The following is a 19,589-nucleotide window of genomic DNA, read 5'->3' as shown; positions in this document are numbered from 1 at the left end:
TTGATAGGGTTGTTATACTATTGTATTGCGTTGTGAAAAGAGATTAAGTAAAAACATGGCAGCGATTGGCATCATGACCGCACAGGTGCGTCCCGAACGTGAGATCGGACAAATCCATGTTTATGACGGAACTGGCAAAGGCAAATCACAGGCCGCATTGGGCGTAGTTCTGCGATCGCTAGGCTTGGGTATGTCCGACACATCACCCTTTGGTACGAGAATTTTATTATTACGATTTCTCAAAGGTTCAGAGCGTGAATATGCCGAAGATGCTGCAATTTCCGCTTTGCAGCAGGGTTTTCCTCATCTGATCGATCACGTACGCACTGGTCGCGCCGAATTTTTTGATGCGGAGCATGTTACCCCTTTCGATCGCCAAGAAGCCGAACGAGGTTGGGCGATCGCCAAAGGAGCCATGGCTTCGGGACTTTATTCCGTAGTTGTCCTCGATGAAATTAATCCCGTTCTCGATCTGGGTTTAATTCCTGCCGATCGCATTGTTAAAGATTTAAAAAATAAGCCTGCCCATCTGGAAGTGATCTGTACAGGACGTGGCGCACCTCAATCCTTAATTGATATCGCCGACCTGCACTCGGAAATGCGATCGCATGATGATGCTCATGCTGAAAAATACGATGTCACGGGGATTGAGATTTATACAGGTGCTGGTAAAGGTAAAAGTACATCGGCGTTAGGTCGATCGCTCAAGGCGATCGGTACGGGAATCAGCCGAGACCTATCGCACCGCGTCTTAATCATGCAGTGGCTCAAAGGCGGAACAGGCTATACCGAGGATGCGGCGATCGCTGCGCTCAAGCGTGGCTATCCCCATGTCATCGATCATCAGCGCTGCGGTCGGGATGCGATCGTCTGGCGCGGGCAACAGCAAGAAATGGACTGCATCGAAGCTCAACGTGGTTGGGAAATTGCCCAAGCTGCGATCGCTTCAGGGCTCTACAAAACGATCGTTCTTGACGAGTTAAATCCTACCGTCGATTTAGATTTATTACCCGTGGAGCCGATCTGCCAAGCCTTACTCAAGAAGTCCCGCGATACGGAAGTGATCATTACAGGTCGTTGCCTCAATCAACCAGCCTATTTCGATCTAGCCTCAGTTCATTCAGAAATGGTCTGCCATAAACACTATGCTGAAAAAGGTGTAGATCTCAAACGGGGCGTAGACTTTTAATACCAAAGCTCAAAATGGCGTAGCCATTTTGAGCTTTGAAAACCCTTACTGGGTTTGGTGTTTATAGCTGTCGCCAAGTCTAATAGGACATAAACCCCAAGAATTGATTGGCGGCGCAAAGCGCCGCCAATCAATTCTTGGGGTTTGATTTGTCCTAAGTCAAGTGACTGTAGCTATAGTTCACAAAAGTGTTGTCACACTTTCGTGAATTGGTATTAGGATATCAAACTCAATAGAGAGTTGCGGCGCGAAGCGCCGCAACTCTCTACTCTACCATCCCTAGTGATTGCCCTTAGAACCTTCGATGGTAGTTATCGTCGAACTACTGTCCTCTTCCACTTCCTCTTCATCATCTTCTTCACTATCCTCATCGCTCTCTTGCTCAGAAGGATGTAGATAATACTGATCGTAATATCCGTAGTGATATTCACTATCAGAAGAACCAATCATATTAATTAACAATCCCGAAACGTTAGCTCTAGCTGACGCTAAAACTTCTAAAGCCCTTGAAATTCCACTTCTAGTCGAGCGATTGATTGCCGCAACTAAGATAAATGTATCTACTTTGGAAGTCAGGCATTGGGCATCAGTAATCCCAATCACAGGCGGAGTATCCACCAAAACATAATCATATTCTTGTCTCCATTCCTGTACCAGTGCGGTCATTTTGACAGACTCTAGCAGGAGCATGGGATTAGGAGGGATAGAACCCGATGTCAAAATATGTAAGTTGCCCTTCTCATCGACCACCTGAGTCAGCTCTTGCCAAGGACTGGGAGTTGCTAGAGCGGTAGACAAACCAAATTTGTTACTCAATCGCGCTAATTTATGAACGGTTGGTTTGCGTAAATCCGCGTCTACTAGGAGAATCCTATATCCCAAAGACGAGAGAATCATGGCAAGGTTGTAGGTTAAGGTACTCTTACCTTCAGAGGGGACTGATGAAGTGAAGGCAATCACTTTCATCATGTTATCGGTACCGAGGTAGCGCAAATTTAAGGCTAGAGAACTTAAGGCTTCTTTAAAGGCGTAATAACTACTGGTGGGCAAGATGCCTTGACTCAATAAGGGCGCTAGAGAGGCAACTTCAGTCATCGGAATCGAGGCAAGTAATGGGACATCTATGATTTCCCTGACCTCTTCTACTTCACGGATACGTTGATCCAAGCGATCGAGAAGCAATGCAATCAAGACTCCTAAACCTAAGCCTGCAATGGCGGAAATGAACAGGCTTCTTTCAATGTCTGGAGAAGAGGGGCGAACTGGGAGAAGCGGTGGTTCTAAAATTTTCCATGAAGATATTTCTTGGGCTTCGGAAATTCTTAATTCTTCCAGTTTTTCGGTGAGCTTATTATAGGTTGAGGTATCAAGATCGAGTTGACGTTGAATTTCCACATAGCGTTGTTGAATCTGAGGAATCTTGGAAAAAACCGCCGCGACTTCAGACTGAGCATTTCTGATGCTCTCCAGTTGGGCTTGACTCACCGCCAGATTTGTTTGCGCGTCAAATAGCTGTGAAGCTAAATTTTGTTGGATTAAACTACTCGGCTCGTTGGCAATATTGGTCGTATTTCCTTTAACTCCCACCACAGACTGAGCGCGAGCCTCTAGCAGCCGATAGAGTTCATCACGACGATCTTTAAGCGCCAGTACGCTAGGATAATCTTCGCGAAAGCGTGTGCGCTCCAAGAAGTAGTTAGTTTCCACATCTTGAAATTGTTTTACCAAAGATTGATAGGTCGGATCCTGTTGCAAAATTGCCCCACCGATCGCAGACTCTGCGGATTTGCCAACTTGACGGCTTAGCGCCTCATACTGCTGTTGTGATTGCGCTATTTTGATCTGCAATTCTTGCGCCTGAGTTTCTAAAGCTTCACGCATTTTAAAAACTGCGGCTGCATAGGTGTCGGGGTCAACGATGTTATAAGTCTTCCGAAATTGTGTGACGGCTAAAGCTGATTTCTCAAGTTTTTGCTTAACTTGAGGTAGCTTATCTTGAATAAATTTAATGGCATTACTGGACTTAGTGCGGCGATCTTTCAGGCTATATTCGACATAGGTTTGCGATAGCGCACCTAAAACCTCGCGAGCGCGTTTGGGATCGCTGTCCGTATAGGTTAGACGTAAAATCAGGGCATCTTTTTCAGGTCGAATATCCAAGCCGTTGATTACGGAAGATGCATCGATTGGTTTAGAAGATCCATCCGATGATTGGCGCATTTTGGCGATCGCACTTTCAATGAGAGGACGACTCTTGAGGATGCCAATTTCTGTGCCAAGGTTAATAACGGGGCTAGCAGGTAAACCACTGCTTGGGGCATTAGGAACTTGAATGTCGGAAACAGGGATCGTGGAGTTGTTGATTAGGAGGGAGGCACTAGAGCGATACTGGGGAATTCGGGTAATGGTGTAGTAAGTATTTCCTGCAAATACAGTCACGGAGACTGCTACGATGACGATCCAGCGCTTGCGTAGTACTCGTAAAAATTTGGCAAGTTTAAAAGAGTCATCAACATACTTGCCTACGTAGGTAGCCTTAGGATATGCAGTCATCGTTGTTTTTTACCCAAGTAGCTTTAATTGTCATGCTCTTGATCGCTAATCTTTATATCAAAATCGAGAGAATATAGCAATTCTTGGATCCCTTTGATTGTTTCCCAAGGATTTATTAAGGATCTTAGTTAAGGATCTATATATAAAGATGGCAAATCGTATTTTCAAGGTCAGATAAGCAGTTAAGCATAATTCAAAACCAAAAATACGGAGCGTACCGCCCGCTTAGCGGGCGGTACGCTCTTCTAGGTTTTAAGTTTACTTATGCTTTTAGTCTCAAAATCCCAAATTACATTCCTGAGAAGTTTTTAGAATTGCTCTCTATAATGAATGATTGATAGATTGTATCCCAAGCCAATAAAATCTCAGCCCCAATGCCTGAAACAATTCCTACAATATACTCCACCCTATTCTTAACAATTCTATTGTTTTTGGGGTTGATCTCCTTTTTGCGTGGCTCGATCCGCGATCGCACAGTTGATGCTCTCTTTGCGGTCGATAAACTGACTGACGATCGCCTCTTGATGCAGGTGCGCGACTATTTTCGGCAAAGAGCTTACAGGGTAGTAGAGATCGATCCCGCCAGAGATGTGGCGACATTGATCGGTCAAGTTCAACCAAGTTTGTTTCTGGCAATATTTATGTCAGTCTTAGCCGCTATAGGTTTTGTTTGTCTGGGGCTAGTTTTAGGTATTTTGATTCCCGATTTAGAAAATCTCTGGCTATGGTTGATATGTTTAGCACCGATCGCTGGAGTATTTTATTGGCGAGGTACTCCCCGCGAGCGGCAGGTGAGTTTACAGCTTTTGCCCGATGCCAAATTAAAAGTACGCGCCCATAAAGATGAAATTACCGAATTACAGCGATCGCTTAACTTAGAAAAACTAGAGGATTAGAAAACATAGACAAAGCCTTTAGTGCAAGTACAGCCTGAGCTAAAAAGAAGAGAATGGGGCGGCGCAAAGCGCCGCTCCATTCTCTTCTTTTTATGCAAGCAGCTACAGCAACATAAAGTTTGAAATAACTTATACCAAAACACAAAATGGCGTAGCCATTTTGTGTTTTTAAAACCCCTACTGGGTTTGTTTTTCAATTCCCAAAAGTGTAGCCACATTTTTGGGAATTGGTATTACTTGGCTGGGATTAAGAGCGGAAAGCGCGATATTTTTTTATAATAGACTCAAAGAATATTGCAAAATTTTATTGGTACTTAATGACTACTGTTTTACCGAGTCCTTTAACGAGTTTAAAGGCAGAGACGAACGCAACGAATGCGTTAGAAAATAACAAATCAAGCTTAGATCGTTTGTCTCCAAATCAGCAACTTTTACCCCTAACGGCGGTTGTGAATTCCCATGATCACCTAGAGATTGGTGGTTGTGATGTATTGGAATTAGTACAGCAATACGGCTCGCCGCTTTATATTTTGGATGAAGTCAGTTTAAGAACCGCTTGTCAGCAATATCGCGATGCTTTCGCGAAGCATTATCAAGGACCATCGCAGGTTTTGTATGCTTCTAAGGCTTGGAGTTGTCTCGCGGTATGCGCGATCGTCAGCTCGGAAGGGCTAGGCATTGACGTTGTTTCCGCAGGAGAGATTTTGACCGCGCTACGGGCGGGTGCTGCTCCGAGTTTGATTTATTTTCATGGCAATAATAAATCGATTGACGAACTTAGCTATGCTCTAGAGTCTGGCTGCACCATCGTGGTGGATAACTGGCACGAACTCAAGACCCTAGATCGACTTGCTAAAGAACAGTCTGATGCCGTCAGTTTTCATGCGCCTCGGATTATGCTGCGTTTGACTCCTGGAATTGAATGCCATACTCACGAATATATCCAAACGGGGCATATTGACAGTAAGTTTGGCTTCGATCCTAATGAAATTCCCGCAGTATTTGCTTTTCTTTCAGAGTCTAGCCTTAACTGTATTGGTATTCACGCCCATATTGGTTCGCAGATTTTTGAGTTGCAACCCCATCAAGATATTGGTGGCGTGATGGTGCAATGGTACGCATTGGCGGGCGAAAAGTATGGCTTGCATTTCTCCGAACTCAATATTGGCGGTGGTTTGGGGATTCGCTATGTTGAATCGGACGATCCTCCTAGTATCGAAGAATGGGTAAAAACCGTTAGTGCTGGTGTAACCGAAGCTTTTGTTACCGCAGGATTGCCATTACCTAAATTATTATGCGAGCCTGGGCGATCGCTAGTTGGTTCGACCTGCGTTACCGCCTATACGATTGGTGGTCGCAAAACGGTTCCTGATATCCGTACCTATGTGACGATTGATGGCGGTATGTCGGACAATCCTCGTCCTATTACCTATCAGTCTAAATATCGGGCGGTGATTGCGGATCGGATGGGTGCGGCTTTATCGCAAACGGTGACGATCGCAGGAAAGCATTGTGAATCAGGTGATATTTTAATTAAAGATATTCAATTGCCTGAAACTAATGCGGGTGACACTTTAGTAGTATTTGGAACGGGTGCTTACAATTACAGCATGGCATCCAATTACAATCGGTTGCCCAAGCCTGCGGCAGTTATTGTGGAAGGTGGCGAATCGAGTTTGATTATCAAACGTGAAACTCGCGAAGATCTATTACGTCAAGATTGCTTGCCAGAGAAACTACGTCGGTAGTTAACCAAATCACAAAATGGCGTAGCCATTTTGTGATTTTAAAACCCTTACTGGGTTTGGGTTTTAATTCTCAAAAGTGTAGCCACACTTTTGAGAATTGGTATTACAAGCGTTTTTGCTGATTTCCCACTCTAATTTTCGAGGAATTTTTAAGGGAAGCTTAGCTTTGCATGGCTTTCCTTAAGATTTATGGGTTTAGTAACTCGGTAAAGTGTATATTTTTCAGTTGTGAATGAGAGGGCTATGGATGCAGTGGTTTATAAACATCAACTCAATTGCATTCATGATGAGGGCGATCGATATCCTTGCGGTATTGGGATTAATCTATTTCATGTTGTCTCTCAGCAACGATCGCCGCACTTTATTGATGGTGCGGGGCATCATTTTTCTGCTAATTGCTAGTGTTTTGAGCGATCGCCTTGGTATGCGATTGCTTAATTTCGTCCTAGACAAATTGTTGATTGGTGCGGCTGTGGCGATGGCGGTAATTTTACAGCCAGAACTGCGGCGATTTTTAGAAAGGCTTGGGCGTGGCGATTTACTCTCGTTGATTCAACCGACAACTAATCGAAGGACGGCTGTAGAGACGGACTCAGTGATTGAAGAGATTAGCGATGCCGTGATCGAGCTATCGCAAAACCGTACAGGTGCGTTAATGATTATTGAGACGGGAGAACCTATTGACGATCGCGATTTTTCTGTGCCTGGGGTGAAGCTGAACGCATTATTATCAAAAGAGCTACTACATACAATTTTTCAAACTTCAACCCTTTTGCATGATGGAGCTATCTTGATTCGTGAAGATCGTATTCTTGCCGCTGGTGTGATTTTACCCATTTCGGAGCGAGCTGCCTCAAGGGAGATTGGCACGCGACATCGGGCGGCGATGGGGATCACCGATCGGGTGAGAAATTGCTTTTGTATAGTGGTTTCTGAGGAAACAGGCTCGATCGCGATCGCGGAAAATGGGATTTTAGATCGTCCAATCTCTAGTAGCCGCCTGCGAGAAATATTAGAAACTAAATTAGGCAATTATCGTCCAACGACTCTAGGACGGACAGTTCCGCGATTTAATTGGCTCTGGTCGAGTTCAATTTTTAAAAATATGGTAAGTCGAAAATCGTCAGAAAAGAAATGACAGCTAAGCTACTGCAAACTTTGCCACCAGATCTCGATCGTCATCGTTTGCCCAAACATGTTGCCGTAATTATGGATGGTAACGGACGTTGGGCAAAGCAGAAAGGGATGCCAAGAATAGCTGGTCACCGACAGGGTGTAGATGCTCTCAAGGATTTGTTGCGCTGCTGCAAAGATTGGGGGATTGCGGCTTTGACGGTCTATGCCTTTTCTACCGAAAATTGGAGCCGTCCCGCCCAAGAAGTTGATTTTTTAATGGTTTTATTCGAGCGGATGTTGCGGCATGAATTAGAGGAAATGTGTCGAGAAGGTGTTCGTATTTCCTTTGTGGGCGATCTTGATTCCTTGCCCAAGTCTCTGCGCTCGGAAATCGAGCGATCGCAAATAGCGACTGCGAATAATCAAGCGATTCACTTCACCGTGGCGATTAATTATGGCAGCCGTCGGGAGATCCTGAAGGTCTGCCGCCAAATTGCTGAAGCTGCCCAAGCGGGAGAAATTAAACCTGAAAATATTGACGAAAACTTATTCGAGCAGCATCTCTATACGGCGGGAACTGATAATCCCGATCTTTTAATTCGGACTAGCGGTGAGATGCGCTTGAGTAATTTTTTGCTCTGGCAAATGGCTTATACCGAGATGTATTTTACCCACACGCTCTGGCCAGATTTTAATCGCAGTGAGTTTCATCTTGCATTGATCGATTATCAAGAACGCGATCGCCGTTTTGGCAAAGTCTAACCATAGAGAGGGCGCAGAGCGCCCTCTCTATGGTTTTATACCAATTCACGAAAGTGTGACAACAATTTTGTGAATTAAAAACCAAACCCAGTAAGGTTTTGAGATTCCCAAAATGGCAACGCCATTTTGGGAATTGGTATTATGCCAAGAATTAGCGCTGCAACGCTAATCCTTGGCTATTTTAGTAATGGTTGCCGATTTTCCGATGATGGGCGGCCGTAAGGGCATCGGGTTTAGAGACGCGCCCCTCCTCGGCGATCGCGTAGATCACCCAGTGATCGCTGCACTCCATCCGACTCAGCACTTCACACTCGATAAAAGCAAGGGCATCCGTCAGAATTGGGGCTCCCGACGATGAAATTTGCGTTTTCACACCCTCAAAGCGATCGGCTCCAGGGGCAAATCGTTTGAGGAAATGTTGCATCAATTTGGAATAGTTGCCATCTTCGAGAACGTTTAAGACAAAGCGATCGCCTACTTGCATAAATGACTCGATCGCCCGATCCTTTGCCACGGCGACCGTAAAGCCGAGGGGCTTAAAGCTTGCCTGCGCCACCCAAGAGGCAAGCATGGCACTGCGAGCGCCCCCCTTTGCCGCCGAAATAATATATAAACCACCTGCTAAGCGTCCGAGCGCCTTGTCTAGATCGGCATCGATCGCTTTAAGTTGTTTAATATTTTTTTCGCGGGTTAGTAATTGTCCTAAGTCAGTTCCCGCCTCATCGCAGGTTTGATAGGTGGTTTCGTTAGGGTTTTCCCGCACGCGAATCGCGGGAAAAGCCGTAATCACTCCTAAGTCCTTAAATCTGTTATTTAGCAGATCGATGGAGGAATCACGATCCCCATGGGGTTCGTATAGACCAATGACTTGTTTTTCGCTTGCTGCCGCTAGAATTGCCCCGATCGCTGTTTCGACATGGCTATTGGCTGTAGGGGGCGTGCAAACGACTAAGCCTGAGGCATGACCGACTAGCTCGCGTAACTCTTGGAGGTCGATCGCTTTGAGATCCGCCATTTCCACGGCGACTCCAGTTTTGGCAACCCCACGGGCGATCGCTTGCGAGAGGCGATCGCAATAGCCATAGTCAGACACATAGCAAACCACCACATTGGTTTCGCCCTTGGTTTGCGCTTGGCTCCATTGGCGATAGTTTTCCGTCAGCTCTTTAACGTTATAACGCAGTAAAGGTCCATGCCCATTGGCGACAATTTCCGCTTGGGGCAGTTCATCCATGCGTTTCATTGCGGAAATTACCGATCGGGCATTGGGAGCCATCAAGCATTCGTAATAAAAACGATAGTCAGGTGTGATTTTCTGTAGGTCTTCGTCGTAGGTTACTTCACTGCAATAATGCATTCCAAAAATATCGCAGGTATAGAGAGTCGATGTACCCAGATCGAAGGTCATCATCGTATCTGGCCAGTGCAGATTGGGAGCGTTCACAAATTGCAAAACATGACCCTTCCCAAGATCGATCTGGTCACCATTTTTGACGATCTGTTGCTTGAAGGGATGATGTACCAAATCGTTTAAAAATTGCAAAGCTACCTTTGTCCCTACCACCGTTACATTCGGGGCAAGGGCTAGGATTTCTCGCACTAGTCCACTGTGGTCTGGCTCGGTATGGCTAATTACTAAATATTCGATCTGCGCGGGATCGACTAGCCCTTGCAGCGTTTTGAGATATAGTTCGCGGAACTTCGCATGGGATGTATCGACTAAGGCGAGCTTTTCGCCACGAATGATATAGGAGTTATAGGTTGTCCCATTTTGTAGACCAAACTCAATGTCAAAGCGATCGCGATCCCAATCCAGCGATCGAATGGTGGTGGTGTCGGCGGCAATTTCGGCAACCTGAACCGTGAGGCGACGCTCAAGCGCTTTTTCCGCAACTTTTTCAACAGACGGCATCTCAGTAATAGCTACCACGATTTTGTCTCCCTATCTCATTTTCATCTACTTCTAGTCTAATCCTTACTTTTCAACAAGTCCAATTGATTGTACTAATTGATACTATAAGTACCTAACCTAAACCCAAAAATTAGCTACGGCAAAAATATCGCCACTTAATTTCTGGGTTATAACCTCAATCCCTCACTATGTCAGACCTTTACGTTTCATGGGAAGAATATCACGCCAAAATCGAAGATTTGGCAGCCCAGATTTATCAGTCTCATTGGGAATTCGATCAAATTCTCTGTCTAGCTAGAGGGGGATTACGCATTGGCGATTTGCTATCGCGGATATATAACAAGCCTCTTGCAATTCTCTCGACTTCTTCCTATGGGGGCAAGGATTTTCAGGAACGTGGCAAGCTGACGATCGCTAATAACATCACGATGACCACAGATACCCTTGGCAAGAGGATTTTATTGGTTGACGATCTGGTTGATTCAGGGGTAACTCTCGCTCGGATTCTCGAATGGCTCAAGGATCATGAGGAATTTGCCATTACCGAAGTGCGATCGGCGGTTCTATGGTTTAAAGCTTGTTCTATCGCCAAACCCGACTATTACGTGGATTTCTTAGCCGACAATCCTTGGATTCATCAACCTTTTGAGAAATACGAGAAAATGCAGCTTAGCGATTTATAGCTACAGGTACTTGTAGGACAAATCAAACCCCAAGCATTGACTGGCGGCGCTTCGCGCCGCCAGTCAATGCTTGGGGTTTATGTCCTCGTATCCTTGGCGACAGCTATATATAGCTACCGCCAGTCTTGTTAGGACAAAATTAAAACCCAAGATCGTGTTGTTGCGCGGAGTGCGACAACACGATCTTGGGTTTTATGTCCTGATACAGTTGGCGGTAGCTATAAAATTGAGATAGGCAAAAATAGAAAAAGTAAATCAACAACGCATTGAGTTTGGAAAATGGTGAGGAGATGTGAATTGGTAATTTAGTAATTGATTTATTAAGAGGCAGCTTTATGGCGATCGCGATTCAACCGAAACCAACCCAACCCAGCCTTATAGCGCTGGAAGATTTTTTAGTGCTTCCTGAAACCAAGCCCGCTAGTGAATATATCAACGGAAATATTTATCAGAAACCGATGCCACAGGGAAAGCACAGCACATTGCAGGGAAAATTAGTTGCCAAGATTAATCAGCTTGGGGAACCCGAACAAATCCTTTTTGCTTTTCCTGAACTGCGCTGCACCTTTGCAGGGAGATCTATTGTTCCAGATATCGCCGTATTTGCATGGGAGCATATTCCCCTAGATGCTAACGGCGAAATTATTAACAGGATTGAAATTCCGCCCGATTGGATCATTGAAATTCTCTCACCCGAACAATCGCCAATTGATGTAATCGATAAAATTAGCTTTGCCATTAAAAATGGCACGAAACTTGGGTGGCTCATTGCTCCTCAGGAAAGAACCATACTTAGCTTTCAAGGCGATCGCTTTTACAGTCATCGAGGCGAAGATCTGCTGCCCGTCCTAGAAGGTTTAAAAGACTGGCAAGTATCGGTCAATGATTTGTTTGACCTACTTAGCTTTACAAAGCGTTAGAACCTGCTCAAATGAAACTACCAAGATAAAAATGCTGCTTCAAGCCCCTGTTCTCGCTTGACCTTCGCATCGCGTTCTACCCAAGCAATTACTTGCTCCGCGCTTAATTCTTCCAGATGAATGCTGTAATCTTTGGCGATCGCACCTAAGGCTTGCATGGCAGAAATCACCATCCGAGTTAAGAACTTTTCGTGACTCGATAGGTTGGCGGGGGTCACTTCATCCTGTCTCGTATCCTCAAAATCTAAATCGGGATGAGGCGAAGCCCATTTTAGAAAGGCTGCATCTTCACCTTGTTCTTGCCGCACCTGCGAATCATGCTCGATCCATTGCACGATTTGCTGTGGGGATAGCTCTTCACCATGTACGCTCAGTTCTTGAGCGATTTTGGCAATGATACGCAGTGAGGAGATTGTGATGCGCGTCATAAATTTTTCCATCATGGAAAGCATTGCCCCATCGATCGCACGGGCTTCTTCTAGGGTTAAAAATTGGATTGGGTCTTGAGGGATCGACATAGGTTTTTAATATAGCTGTTGCCAAGCTGTTGCTAAGTTTACTAGGACAGAAAACCCAAGAATTGATGGGCAGCGCGTCACGCCGCCCATCAATTCTTGGGTTTTGATTTGTCTTAAGAAGACCATTTACTGGAGCTATTGAACCTGAAAATGATTTAGAAACCGATAATTTGTAACAGCCCTTTACCAGTTACCAGTTCGATCACGACTAAACCCACAAAACCAATCATTGCCAAACGACCATTGATCAATTCGGCATATTCCGTTAGACCAAAGCGATCGTCGCCTTGATCGACATACATTTTGGGTTCGATCGCCCAATTATTGAGAATGCCACGCTCATCTTTAGTGAATGCGGTACGGGGCTTTGTGACTGGTTCGGTCATTGATTTTTACCTTTTTAAAATGTTTTATAACTTTTTATTGAAATTGAAATTAAGCGATTGGGCATAGTTAAAATCTAGAGTCAAAAGCTGTAACGCAGGCGCAGACTGTGCCGCAGGTTTTAGCTCTGGATTTTAATTGTGCTAAGGTACTTAGCTGAGATTAACTACTGTAAACAGCTAACTCTCATAAATCCTGAAATAAAGGCAAGTGGCGATCTCCAGTTCCTTGTGAGCGGTAAGTTCACAAGCTATGCTCTGGGCGATCGCTTAGCATTGCTACATGAATCTTAATGTTTCTTTGATCTTATCGTCTAATGTCGAAATTCTACAAACATCAAAGGAAAGATATAAGGTTAGATCAATCACTAGTTCAATCACTAGTAAAGTAGAGATGGCTCTCTGCGCCATCTCTACAGAAAGTTTTTTATGCCCCACTTTTCCCATTTATTCGACCACTGGCAATCCACGCTTAATTGGTTGCCTAGCCCTACTCAAGTTGATCAGTTTGAGAAATTGTATGAACTTGTGTTGGAGGGCAATTCCAAGCAAAACCTAACACGCATTACTGCCTCCGAGGATTTTTGGGAAAAGCATCTATGGGACTCGTTACGAGGCGTATTAGCCTTTTGGGGACAGGAAAATATTAAGGTAATTGATATCGGAACGGGGGCAGGCTTTCCGGGATTGCCGATCGCGATCGCGAAACCTTCATGGCAAGTGACCCTCGTCGATAGCAAGCAGAAAAAGATTGCCTTTGTGAAGGAAACAATTCAAGCTTTGCAATTATCTAACGCGATCGCCCAGTCGGGACGAGTGGAAGATTTAAACAAAGTTGCCCCATATAGCAAAAAGTATGACCTAGCCTTAGTGAGGGCTGTGGGTGCGCCAGCTATCTGCGCTAGCTATTGTTTGCCATTTTTAAAGAAAAGTGGCACAGCAGTACTTTATCGTGGTCAATGGCTACCCGAAGAAAGCGAACAGCTTGATATATTTTGCGAGCAGGAGGGATTGCAAGTTGTTAAGCAAGAGCGCTTTCAAACCCCCCTTACCTTAGGCGTGCGCCACAGCGTTTATCTTTCGCCGCGCTCGATCTCCATTTCCAACTCATAGGGAGATGCAAAGTTAGAGGAATCATACAGAAATCGAATTACTTCTTCTTCGAGACGGTGGATATGATGGACTTCTACAGCATTGGTAACGCGCAGAGCCGCTAAGTAACCGTCTAAAAAAAGTCTCATTTCATCGGTAGAGCGATAGCCGCGCTCTGACATTTCGACTAAGGAGTCTGTAATCTTTTGGTAATGACGAATGGCGATCGCGTCTTGAAGCATAGGTCAAGCTGGGAATAACTACCGTCCTAGGTGGATTTTGCTGGGGTAATAAAATAGTTCCCTCATATTCCTGACGAGCGATCGTTAGTCGAGCGTTAGTGAGTAAAATCCAACTTTTATCTACCTTCAGCAAAGTAATTCTACCATTTTTAAATGTCGAACCTGTTGCCAAATCTACTAAAGGCTAGAATGAGGACAAATCAAACCCCAAGAATTGAGTGGCGGCGCTTCGCGCCGCCACTCAATTCTTGGGGTTTATGTCCTAGTACATTTGGCGATAGCTATAACAGATCAAAACCTGTAAAGTTGCGCCCCCGCAGGGGCGCAACTTTACAGGTTTCCATAATTTATTTTGCCCAAGTACTTAATACCAATTCACGAAAGTGTTGTCACACTTTCGTGAATTGGTATTATTTAGGGTTCGTACAATGGCAAAGCATCTTGCCATCGTGGATAAATTCCCGATTGCCACTGATCTTGGGCGATCGCTAATAAACTTTCGCTTAAAGATAATGGGGGATGGGATTGCTGCGATCTCGCTATAATCTCATCACAGTTAATTCCATACAGAGGGATATTTAACTGTTCACCAAGGGTTCTGGCGACCACAATGCCAATTCTCGTACCAGTAAAGCTGCCGATACCAGTGGCGATCGCTAAAAAAACAAAATCATGCCATGAAATATCACCCACAAACATATTCAAGCAGTCATGCAACTGCACAGATAATTCTCTGCCTAGTTCCCATGACTGCTGTTTGTGAGTGATATAAACTTGAGAACTACGATCGGCGTTTGGGTTAATCTCCGCGATCGCAAGCTCTAACTTTGTGGTGGTTGTATGTAAGGCAAGGGCAAAATGTGGGGTCATGATCTTGAGAAAACTGGGATATAATCACCAGAATTCAACTTAGAACTTACCAATTCCAGCACCAGTGTCCGCAGCACCTGTATCGGCTGCACCCGTGTCCGCAGCTCCATTGGATTCAGAATCTTCAGGATCGTTATAGCTGCCCATTGGTCTTCTACGCCCAAAGCGACCCATAGGGGTGCGCTTGCGAAACTTACGCGCATACGCTTGGTTGCGAAGAGCTTTTTCTTTTTTCTGATTGCGGCGCTTAGCCATTTTAAACCGTTGTACCCCTTAGAGATTGAGTCTATTTAAGCTAACACAAAACGAGAAATAGGCAAAGACAAATTAATTAATCCATAAGTGCTTGTGCAAAATAAATTACCAAAACCCGTAAAGTTGCGCCCCGTAGGGGCGCAACTTTACGGGTTTTGGTTTGTAATTAATTATGCCTAGCTACTTAATTAATCGAGATTAATCGATCCATTCATTGTCTAGCTTTTCATCACGAAACAGGATGCGATCGAAACCTTCGCTCAGGGTCGGTGGCGTATAGGATAGGGTGCGATACATGTCCACCACGATATCATCGGGCACAACGCGATCGCGCGTCTCATTGCGGGATAGGCAGATCCAGAGTGGTACATTGAGCCAAATTCCAGTAATAGGCTTAAACCCATTTTCCTTAGCTAAGGAAATAATGTCTTTCCGATATTCGCGTTTATAGTTTGTGGCATCATATATTACAGATTGTTGCGACTTCGCAGCATTTGTAAATTCTTGTTGTACTTGCTCCCAAATCTCGACCCAATCTCCTTGGGTCGCAGCCGAGCCGTAAAGTGAAGCACGAATGCGATCGGGGCTAATTAACTTGGTCTGGATCTGGCTATTCTGATTAGAAGCACGCATCATTTTTTCAGCAAGGCTAGATTTCCCACTTGCAGGTACACCAATCAGAATAATTACACTTGCCATGAAGATTGCAACAAAAAGCTAAATAGTTACGAAATTGGTTTTTACTAAGTAGCTGGGCATAATTAAAATCCAGATCTAAAACCTGCGGCGCACGCGCAGCGTGCGCCGCAGGTTTTAGGGCTTTATAGTTAATTAAGCCCACTTACTTAACTATAGTAACTAGTAACCTCAAAAACCTGCGAAAACGATTCTCAAATTAACCCTAGTCAAACTGAAATATGTCTACCCTCTACGATTTCAAAATTACTAACATTGATGGTCAGCCAGTCGATCTTGCCCAGTACAAAGGCAAAGTTGCTTTAGTGGTTAACGTTGCCTCTAAGTGCGGCTACACCAAGCAATACAAAGGGTTAGAAGCGCTTTACCGTGAATACAAAGATCGTGGCTTTGAGATTCTAGGCTTCCCTAGCAATGACTTTGGTGCTCAGGAGCCAGGCTCGGAAGCAGAAATCAAAGGATTCTGCTCTCTCAACTATGACGTAACCTTTGACATGTTCAGTAAGGTAGCTGTTAAGGGTGCTAACATGGTGGATATTTATAAATATCTTACGGATACGACGGGTAACCAAGTGCAATGGAACTTCAACAAGTTTCTTGTCGATAAAGATGGCAATGTTGTAAAGTACTACCCCTCTAATGTTGCTCCTGAAGATGCAGGCTTGCGTAAAGATATCGAAGCCATTCTAGCTTAGTTCTTAGTTGTAAGTAGTTCGGCATAATTAAAAACCAAAACCAGAGAGCATACCGCCCGCTACGCTGGCGGTATGCTCTTCTAAGTTTTAAGTTTACTTACTCCCTTCCCGCTATAAAATTAGACATTAAAAACCAAGAATTAGCGTTGCGGCGCGAAGCGCCGCAACGTCTAATTTTTCACTGGGAAAGGAGTATGCCTAGCTACTTAAAGGACTAATTGCAAAAGACTAACAGCAAAGGGCAGACTATTTAACCTGCCCTTTACTTTTAGAGGTGTTTAAGCTCACACATCAAGACTCAATACTTCTGTAGTCTAGTTATTAATAATTTATGTTAGTTGTTGGTGGCGATCTGTTGAGAGAGGCTTCGACCTTGCTCAGCCATCGGGATACCTTGCCTGAGCAGGGTCAAAGCCCTATTTTCCTCATAAGTATCTCAGCATAGTTAAAATCCAGATCTAAAACCTGCGGCGAACGCTGCGCATTCGCCGCAGGTTTTAGGCTTTTATATTTAATTAAGCTCACTTACTTAAGTGAAATAACTGATATGAATTCGCTAACAATTTGAAAAAAATAATAGCTTTGTACCTATGACTAGAGTAAAAAAAGATCTAATTCCGAAAAATGCAAATGCGCCAGAAGGTGATGTCATTGAGCCTGCAATTGAACTGTTAGATCCTTCAGAAGAGAATTTAGAAAATACCGTAGAGGTCGTTAGCCCAGTTTCGACAGAAGTAGTATTAACCGAGAAAAAAAGTAAAAAAGTATCAGAGAAACCCGTATACCTTTTTAATCGCGAGTTAAGCTGGATTGCCTTTAATAAGAGGGTTTTGAGTGAGGGGATTGATTCTCGCACTCCATTACTTGAGCGAGCTAAATTCTTCGCGATTTTTAGTACTAACCTTGATGAGTTCTTTATGGTTAGAGTCGCAAGGGTGAAGAAAAAGTTTGCGGAGCAGATGGATGTTATTACCGATGATGGGCTCAATCTGGAAGCTCAATTACAGGCAATCCGAGAGGCTCTTGTGCCTTTGATCTCCATGCAACATGAGTTTTTTGAGAACGTGCTGCGTCCAGAATTACATCGACATGGGGTAAAACTGCTAGATTACAAGGATATTGATAAAAAGCATCAACGCTATCTCAAAACCTATTTTCAGGAAAAATTATTTCCCGTTCTCACGCCTCTGGCGGTCGATCCTGCCCATCCATTTCCCTATATTTCTAATCTTAGTTTGAACTTGGTTGTCATTGTTCGCGATCGCGAGACTGGTGAGAAGAATTTTGCAAGGGTTAAGGTTCCCAATGTATTGCCTCGGTTTGTGAAAATTCCTGAGACCGACGATCACACCTTTGTGCCCTTAGAGCAGGTAATTGCCCATAATCTCGAATCGCTATTTCTGGGAATGGAGATTTTGAGTTACTATCCATTTCGGATTACCCGCGATGCAGAACTGGATATTGAAGAAGAAGAAGCGGATGATTTGATTTCGGCGCTACAGGAAGAACTACGCAAGCAAAAGTTTGGGCCAGTTGTCCGTATGGAGATTGCCGATGATATTCCACCCGAAATTCGCAAGGAGTTAATTTCTCAACTGGGTATTACCGAAGCGGATGTTTACGATATTCCAGGATTAATCGGCTTAGGGGCATTGATGGCGATCGCTTTTTTGCCGTTACCTGAGCATCAGGACAAACCTTGGAAATCGGTGACGCATCCTCGATTAAAGGAAAGGGAAGATGATGAGAAAAATATTTTTGAAATCATTCAAGAGGGGGATTTTCTCGTTCATCATCCCTATCAGTCCTTTACAACTACAGTACAGCGATTTATTGAAGACGCTGCGAACGATCCTAATGTCCTAGCCATCAAACAAACTCTCTACCGTACCTCTGGGGATTCTCCCATCGTCCATGCCCTAATTCGTGCGGCGGAAAATGGCAAACAGGTGGCGGTATTGGTGGAGTTAAAGGCAAGATTTGATGAAGCCAATAATATTCTCTGGGCGAGAAAGCTGGAGAATGCGGGAGTGCATGTTGTCTATGGGCTAAAGAATCTCAAAACCCATACTAAGACGGCTTTGGTGGTGCGTCAGGAAGGCGATCGCCTCGTACGGTACGTTCATATCGGTACGGGTAACTATAATCCCAAAACCGCTAGATTTTATAGCGATCTAGGCATCTTTAGCTGCTGTAATGAGTTGGGAGCTGATTTAACAGATTTGTTTAACTATTTGACAGGATATTCCCGTCAAAGGGACTATCGCAAGCTATTAGTTGCCCCTGTCAACATGCGGGAGAAGTTTCTCCAACTGATTCATCGTGAAATCGAGCATCAAAAGCAGGGCTATCCTTCCTACATTATTGCGAAGATGAATTCACTGGTCGATCCTGAAATTATCATGGCTCTCTATGAGGCTTCTCAGGTAGGCGTGAATATCGATCTGATCATTCGTGGTATCTGCTGCATTCGTCCCAAGGTTAAGGGCTTGAGCGATCGCATTCGCGTAATTAGCGTGATTGGACGTTTCCTCGAACATTCACGGATTTTCTATTTTAGTAATGGTGGTGACGAGCAGGTATATATTGGTAGTGCGGACTGGATGCCGCGCAATCTTGACGCTCGCGTAGAAGTAATTACCCCCATTGAAAATACTTCCTTGATTAAAGAGTTGAAACAAATTCTCGAAATTATCCTCGCCGATAATCGCCAAGCTTGGGATCTCAGTTCTGATGGAACTTATACGCAGCGAGTTCCTAAGGATGGAGAACCTGAGATGAGTTCTCAAAAACATTTTATGTCCCAAGGTAGACCTGAATTTGCCTGATAACGCATCTTAAGACAAAGGGATGGGCGGCGCTTTGCGCCGCCCATCCCTATTTATACCAATTCACAAAAGTGTGACAACACTTTTGTGAATTAAGAAACCATTTAAGAATTACTTTCTGCGGTCAAAAACTCTAAGAGATCCCCCTCAATCCCCCTTAAAAAGGCAGGGCTGTTTCAAGAATGGGTAATAGAGAGATTAAAAGAGTAAAGATGACATGGCAGGTATATT

Annotated in this window: 19 protein-coding genes; 11 read left to right on the top strand and 8 right to left on the bottom strand. The window is 44.4% G+C overall.

Annotated elements, in window-relative coordinates:
* Positions 1–55 precede the first annotated feature (55 nt).
* The gene (locus tag PseudUWO310_RS18635) at positions 56–1,189 is read left to right on the top strand and encodes a cob(I)yrinic acid a,c-diamide adenosyltransferase (protein WP_009628275.1); all 1,134 of its coding nucleotides are present in this window, start codon (positions 56–58) and stop codon (positions 1,187–1,189) included.
* Positions 1,190–1,468: 279 nt separating this feature from the next.
* Here PseudUWO310_RS18635 and PseudUWO310_RS18630 read toward each other — a convergent pair whose 3' ends face one another.
* The gene (locus PseudUWO310_RS18630; protein WP_142603933.1) at positions 1,469–3,742 is read right to left on the bottom strand and encodes a GumC family protein; all 2,274 of its coding nucleotides are present in this window, start codon (positions 3,740–3,742) and stop codon (positions 1,469–1,471) included.
* A 374-nt stretch (positions 3,743–4,116) separates the two neighbouring features.
* Between PseudUWO310_RS18630 and PseudUWO310_RS18625 the strand changes: the two genes are divergently transcribed.
* From PseudUWO310_RS18625 to PseudUWO310_RS18610, 4 genes are all read left to right on the top strand, one after another.
* Positions 4,117–4,638: a cofactor assembly of complex C subunit B gene (locus PseudUWO310_RS18625; protein ID WP_009628277.1), complete on the top strand. Its 522-nt coding sequence runs from the start codon at positions 4,117–4,119 to the stop codon at positions 4,636–4,638.
* A gap of 317 nt (positions 4,639–4,955) precedes the next feature.
* On the top strand, positions 4,956–6,386 hold the full coding sequence (gene lysA, locus PseudUWO310_RS18620) for a diaminopimelate decarboxylase (protein WP_142603930.1): 1,431 nt from the start codon (positions 4,956–4,958) through the stop codon (positions 6,384–6,386).
* A 247-nt stretch (positions 6,387–6,633) separates the two neighbouring features.
* The gene (gene cdaA / locus PseudUWO310_RS18615; protein ID WP_190316074.1) at positions 6,634–7,524 is read left to right on the top strand and encodes a diadenylate cyclase CdaA; all 891 of its coding nucleotides are present in this window, start codon (positions 6,634–6,636) and stop codon (positions 7,522–7,524) included.
* Entirely contained in the window at positions 7,521–8,264 is a 744-nt protein-coding gene (locus PseudUWO310_RS18610) for an isoprenyl transferase (RefSeq protein ID WP_009628280.1), read from the top strand. Before cdaA ends, PseudUWO310_RS18610 begins: the two co-directional genes overlap by 4 nt.
* A gap of 181 nt (positions 8,265–8,445) precedes the next feature.
* Here PseudUWO310_RS18610 and PseudUWO310_RS18605 read toward each other — a convergent pair whose 3' ends face one another.
* Complete coding sequence (locus tag PseudUWO310_RS18605; RefSeq protein WP_411729084.1) at positions 8,446–10,194, bottom strand: diflavin flavoprotein; 1,749 nt, start codon at positions 10,192–10,194, stop codon at positions 8,446–8,448.
* Between the two features lie 170 nt (positions 10,195–10,364).
* Between PseudUWO310_RS18605 and PseudUWO310_RS18600 the strand changes: the two genes are divergently transcribed.
* Positions 10,365–10,859: a phosphoribosyltransferase gene (locus tag PseudUWO310_RS18600; RefSeq protein WP_142603925.1), complete on the top strand. Its 495-nt coding sequence runs from the start codon at positions 10,365–10,367 to the stop codon at positions 10,857–10,859.
* 335 nt (positions 10,860–11,194) lie between these two features.
* The gene (locus tag PseudUWO310_RS18595; RefSeq protein WP_142603923.1) at positions 11,195–11,779 is read left to right on the top strand and encodes a Uma2 family endonuclease; all 585 of its coding nucleotides are present in this window, start codon (positions 11,195–11,197) and stop codon (positions 11,777–11,779) included.
* A gap of 17 nt (positions 11,780–11,796) precedes the next feature.
* Here PseudUWO310_RS18595 and PseudUWO310_RS18590 read toward each other — a convergent pair whose 3' ends face one another.
* A complete protein-coding gene (locus tag PseudUWO310_RS18590) occupies positions 11,797–12,297 on the bottom strand; it encodes a hypothetical protein (RefSeq protein WP_142603921.1) in 501 nt (166 codons plus the stop codon).
* Between the two features lie 155 nt (positions 12,298–12,452).
* Complete coding sequence (locus tag PseudUWO310_RS18585; RefSeq protein WP_142603920.1) at positions 12,453–12,683, bottom strand: chlorophyll a/b-binding protein; 231 nt, start codon at positions 12,681–12,683, stop codon at positions 12,453–12,455.
* Between the two features lie 138 nt (positions 12,684–12,821).
* Here PseudUWO310_RS18585 and PseudUWO310_RS23030 point away from each other — a divergent pair, with 138 nt between their 5' ends.
* Both PseudUWO310_RS23030 and rsmG read left to right on the top strand, forming a co-directional pair.
* Positions 12,822–12,974, top strand: a complete 153-nt coding sequence (locus PseudUWO310_RS23030; RefSeq protein WP_190316073.1) for a hypothetical protein — start codon at positions 12,822–12,824, stop codon at positions 12,972–12,974.
* A 135-nt stretch (positions 12,975–13,109) separates the two neighbouring features.
* Positions 13,110–13,793, top strand: coding sequence for a 16S rRNA (guanine(527)-N(7))-methyltransferase RsmG (rsmG, locus tag PseudUWO310_RS18580; protein WP_142603918.1), 684 nt, complete (start codon positions 13,110–13,112; stop codon positions 13,791–13,793).
* On the opposite strand, the gene PseudUWO310_RS18575 is transcribed toward rsmG, so the two are convergent.
* The 4 genes from PseudUWO310_RS18575 to PseudUWO310_RS18560 form a co-directional block, all read right to left on the bottom strand.
* On the bottom strand, positions 13,754–14,014 hold the full coding sequence (locus PseudUWO310_RS18575; protein WP_009628288.1) for a DUF6761 family protein: 261 nt from the start codon (positions 14,012–14,014) through the stop codon (positions 13,754–13,756). The genes rsmG and PseudUWO310_RS18575 overlap by 40 nt on opposite strands.
* A 414-nt stretch (positions 14,015–14,428) precedes the next feature.
* Positions 14,429–14,884: a hypothetical protein gene (locus tag PseudUWO310_RS18570; protein ID WP_142603915.1), complete on the bottom strand. Its 456-nt coding sequence runs from the start codon at positions 14,882–14,884 to the stop codon at positions 14,429–14,431.
* Between the two features lie 39 nt (positions 14,885–14,923).
* Entirely contained in the window at positions 14,924–15,139 is a 216-nt protein-coding gene (locus PseudUWO310_RS24005) for a hypothetical protein (protein ID WP_009625842.1), read from the bottom strand.
* Positions 15,140–15,337: 198 nt separating this feature from the next.
* A complete protein-coding gene (locus PseudUWO310_RS18560; RefSeq protein ID WP_142603913.1) occupies positions 15,338–15,838 on the bottom strand; it encodes an AAA family ATPase in 501 nt (166 codons plus the stop codon).
* Positions 15,839–16,056: 218 nt separating this feature from the next.
* Between PseudUWO310_RS18560 and PseudUWO310_RS18555 the strand changes: the two genes are divergently transcribed.
* Both PseudUWO310_RS18555 and ppk1 read left to right on the top strand, forming a co-directional pair.
* Positions 16,057–16,530, top strand: a complete 474-nt coding sequence (locus PseudUWO310_RS18555) for a glutathione peroxidase (protein WP_142603911.1) — start codon at positions 16,057–16,059, stop codon at positions 16,528–16,530.
* Between the two features lie 590 nt (positions 16,531–17,120).
* Positions 17,121–19,358 carry a polyphosphate kinase 1 gene (ppk1, locus tag PseudUWO310_RS18550; RefSeq protein WP_142603909.1) on the top strand — a complete coding sequence of 746 codons (2,238 nt, stop codon included), beginning with the start codon at positions 17,121–17,123 and terminating at the stop codon, positions 19,356–19,358.
* Positions 19,359–19,589 lie beyond the last annotated feature (231 nt).

The organism is Pseudanabaena sp. UWO310, from assembly GCF_006861605.1.
Lineage (GTDB): Bacteria > Cyanobacteriota > Cyanobacteriia > Pseudanabaenales > Pseudanabaenaceae > Pseudanabaena.
Note: the sequence above shows the minus strand (reverse complement) of the source record. Positions and strands in the feature narration are given on the sequence as shown.

Bases quoted from the DNA above. Each gene is read 5' to 3' on its own strand.
- PseudUWO310_RS24005 (WP_009625842.1), bottom strand. From the start codon at position 15,139: ATGGCTAAGCGCCGCAATCAGAAAAAAGAAAAAGCTCTTCGCAACCAA.
- lysA (WP_142603930.1), top strand. From the start codon at position 4,956: ATGACTACTGTTTTACCGAGTCCTTTAACGAGTTTAAAGGCAGAGACG.
- rsmG (WP_142603918.1), top strand. From the start codon at position 13,110: ATGCCCCACTTTTCCCATTTATTCGACCACTGGCAATCCACGCTTAAT.
- PseudUWO310_RS18560 (WP_142603913.1), bottom strand. From the start codon at position 15,838: ATGGCAAGTGTAATTATTCTGATTGGTGTACCTGCAAGTGGGAAATCT.
- PseudUWO310_RS18630 (WP_142603933.1), bottom strand. From the start codon at position 3,742: ATGACTGCATATCCTAAGGCTACCTACGTAGGCAAGTATGTTGATGAC.
- PseudUWO310_RS18635 (WP_009628275.1), top strand. From the start codon at position 56: ATGGCAGCGATTGGCATCATGACCGCACAGGTGCGTCCCGAACGTGAG.
- PseudUWO310_RS18585 (WP_142603920.1), bottom strand. From the start codon at position 12,683: ATGACCGAACCAGTCACAAAGCCCCGTACCGCATTCACTAAAGATGAG.
- PseudUWO310_RS18590 (WP_142603921.1), bottom strand. From the start codon at position 12,297: ATGTCGATCCCTCAAGACCCAATCCAATTTTTAACCCTAGAAGAAGCC.
- PseudUWO310_RS18610 (WP_009628280.1), top strand. From the start codon at position 7,521: ATGACAGCTAAGCTACTGCAAACTTTGCCACCAGATCTCGATCGTCAT.
- PseudUWO310_RS18570 (WP_142603915.1), bottom strand. From the start codon at position 14,884: ATGACCCCACATTTTGCCCTTGCCTTACATACAACCACCACAAAGTTA.
- cdaA (WP_190316074.1), top strand. From the start codon at position 6,634: ATGCAGTGGTTTATAAACATCAACTCAATTGCATTCATGATGAGGGCG.
- PseudUWO310_RS18575 (WP_009628288.1), bottom strand. From the start codon at position 14,014: ATGCTTCAAGACGCGATCGCCATTCGTCATTACCAAAAGATTACAGAC.
- ppk1 (WP_142603909.1), top strand. From the start codon at position 17,121: ATGACTAGAGTAAAAAAAGATCTAATTCCGAAAAATGCAAATGCGCCA.
- PseudUWO310_RS18625 (WP_009628277.1), top strand. From the start codon at position 4,117: ATGCCTGAAACAATTCCTACAATATACTCCACCCTATTCTTAACAATT.
- PseudUWO310_RS18600 (WP_142603925.1), top strand. From the start codon at position 10,365: ATGTCAGACCTTTACGTTTCATGGGAAGAATATCACGCCAAAATCGAA.
- PseudUWO310_RS18555 (WP_142603911.1), top strand. From the start codon at position 16,057: ATGTCTACCCTCTACGATTTCAAAATTACTAACATTGATGGTCAGCCA.
- PseudUWO310_RS18595 (WP_142603923.1), top strand. From the start codon at position 11,195: ATGGCGATCGCGATTCAACCGAAACCAACCCAACCCAGCCTTATAGCG.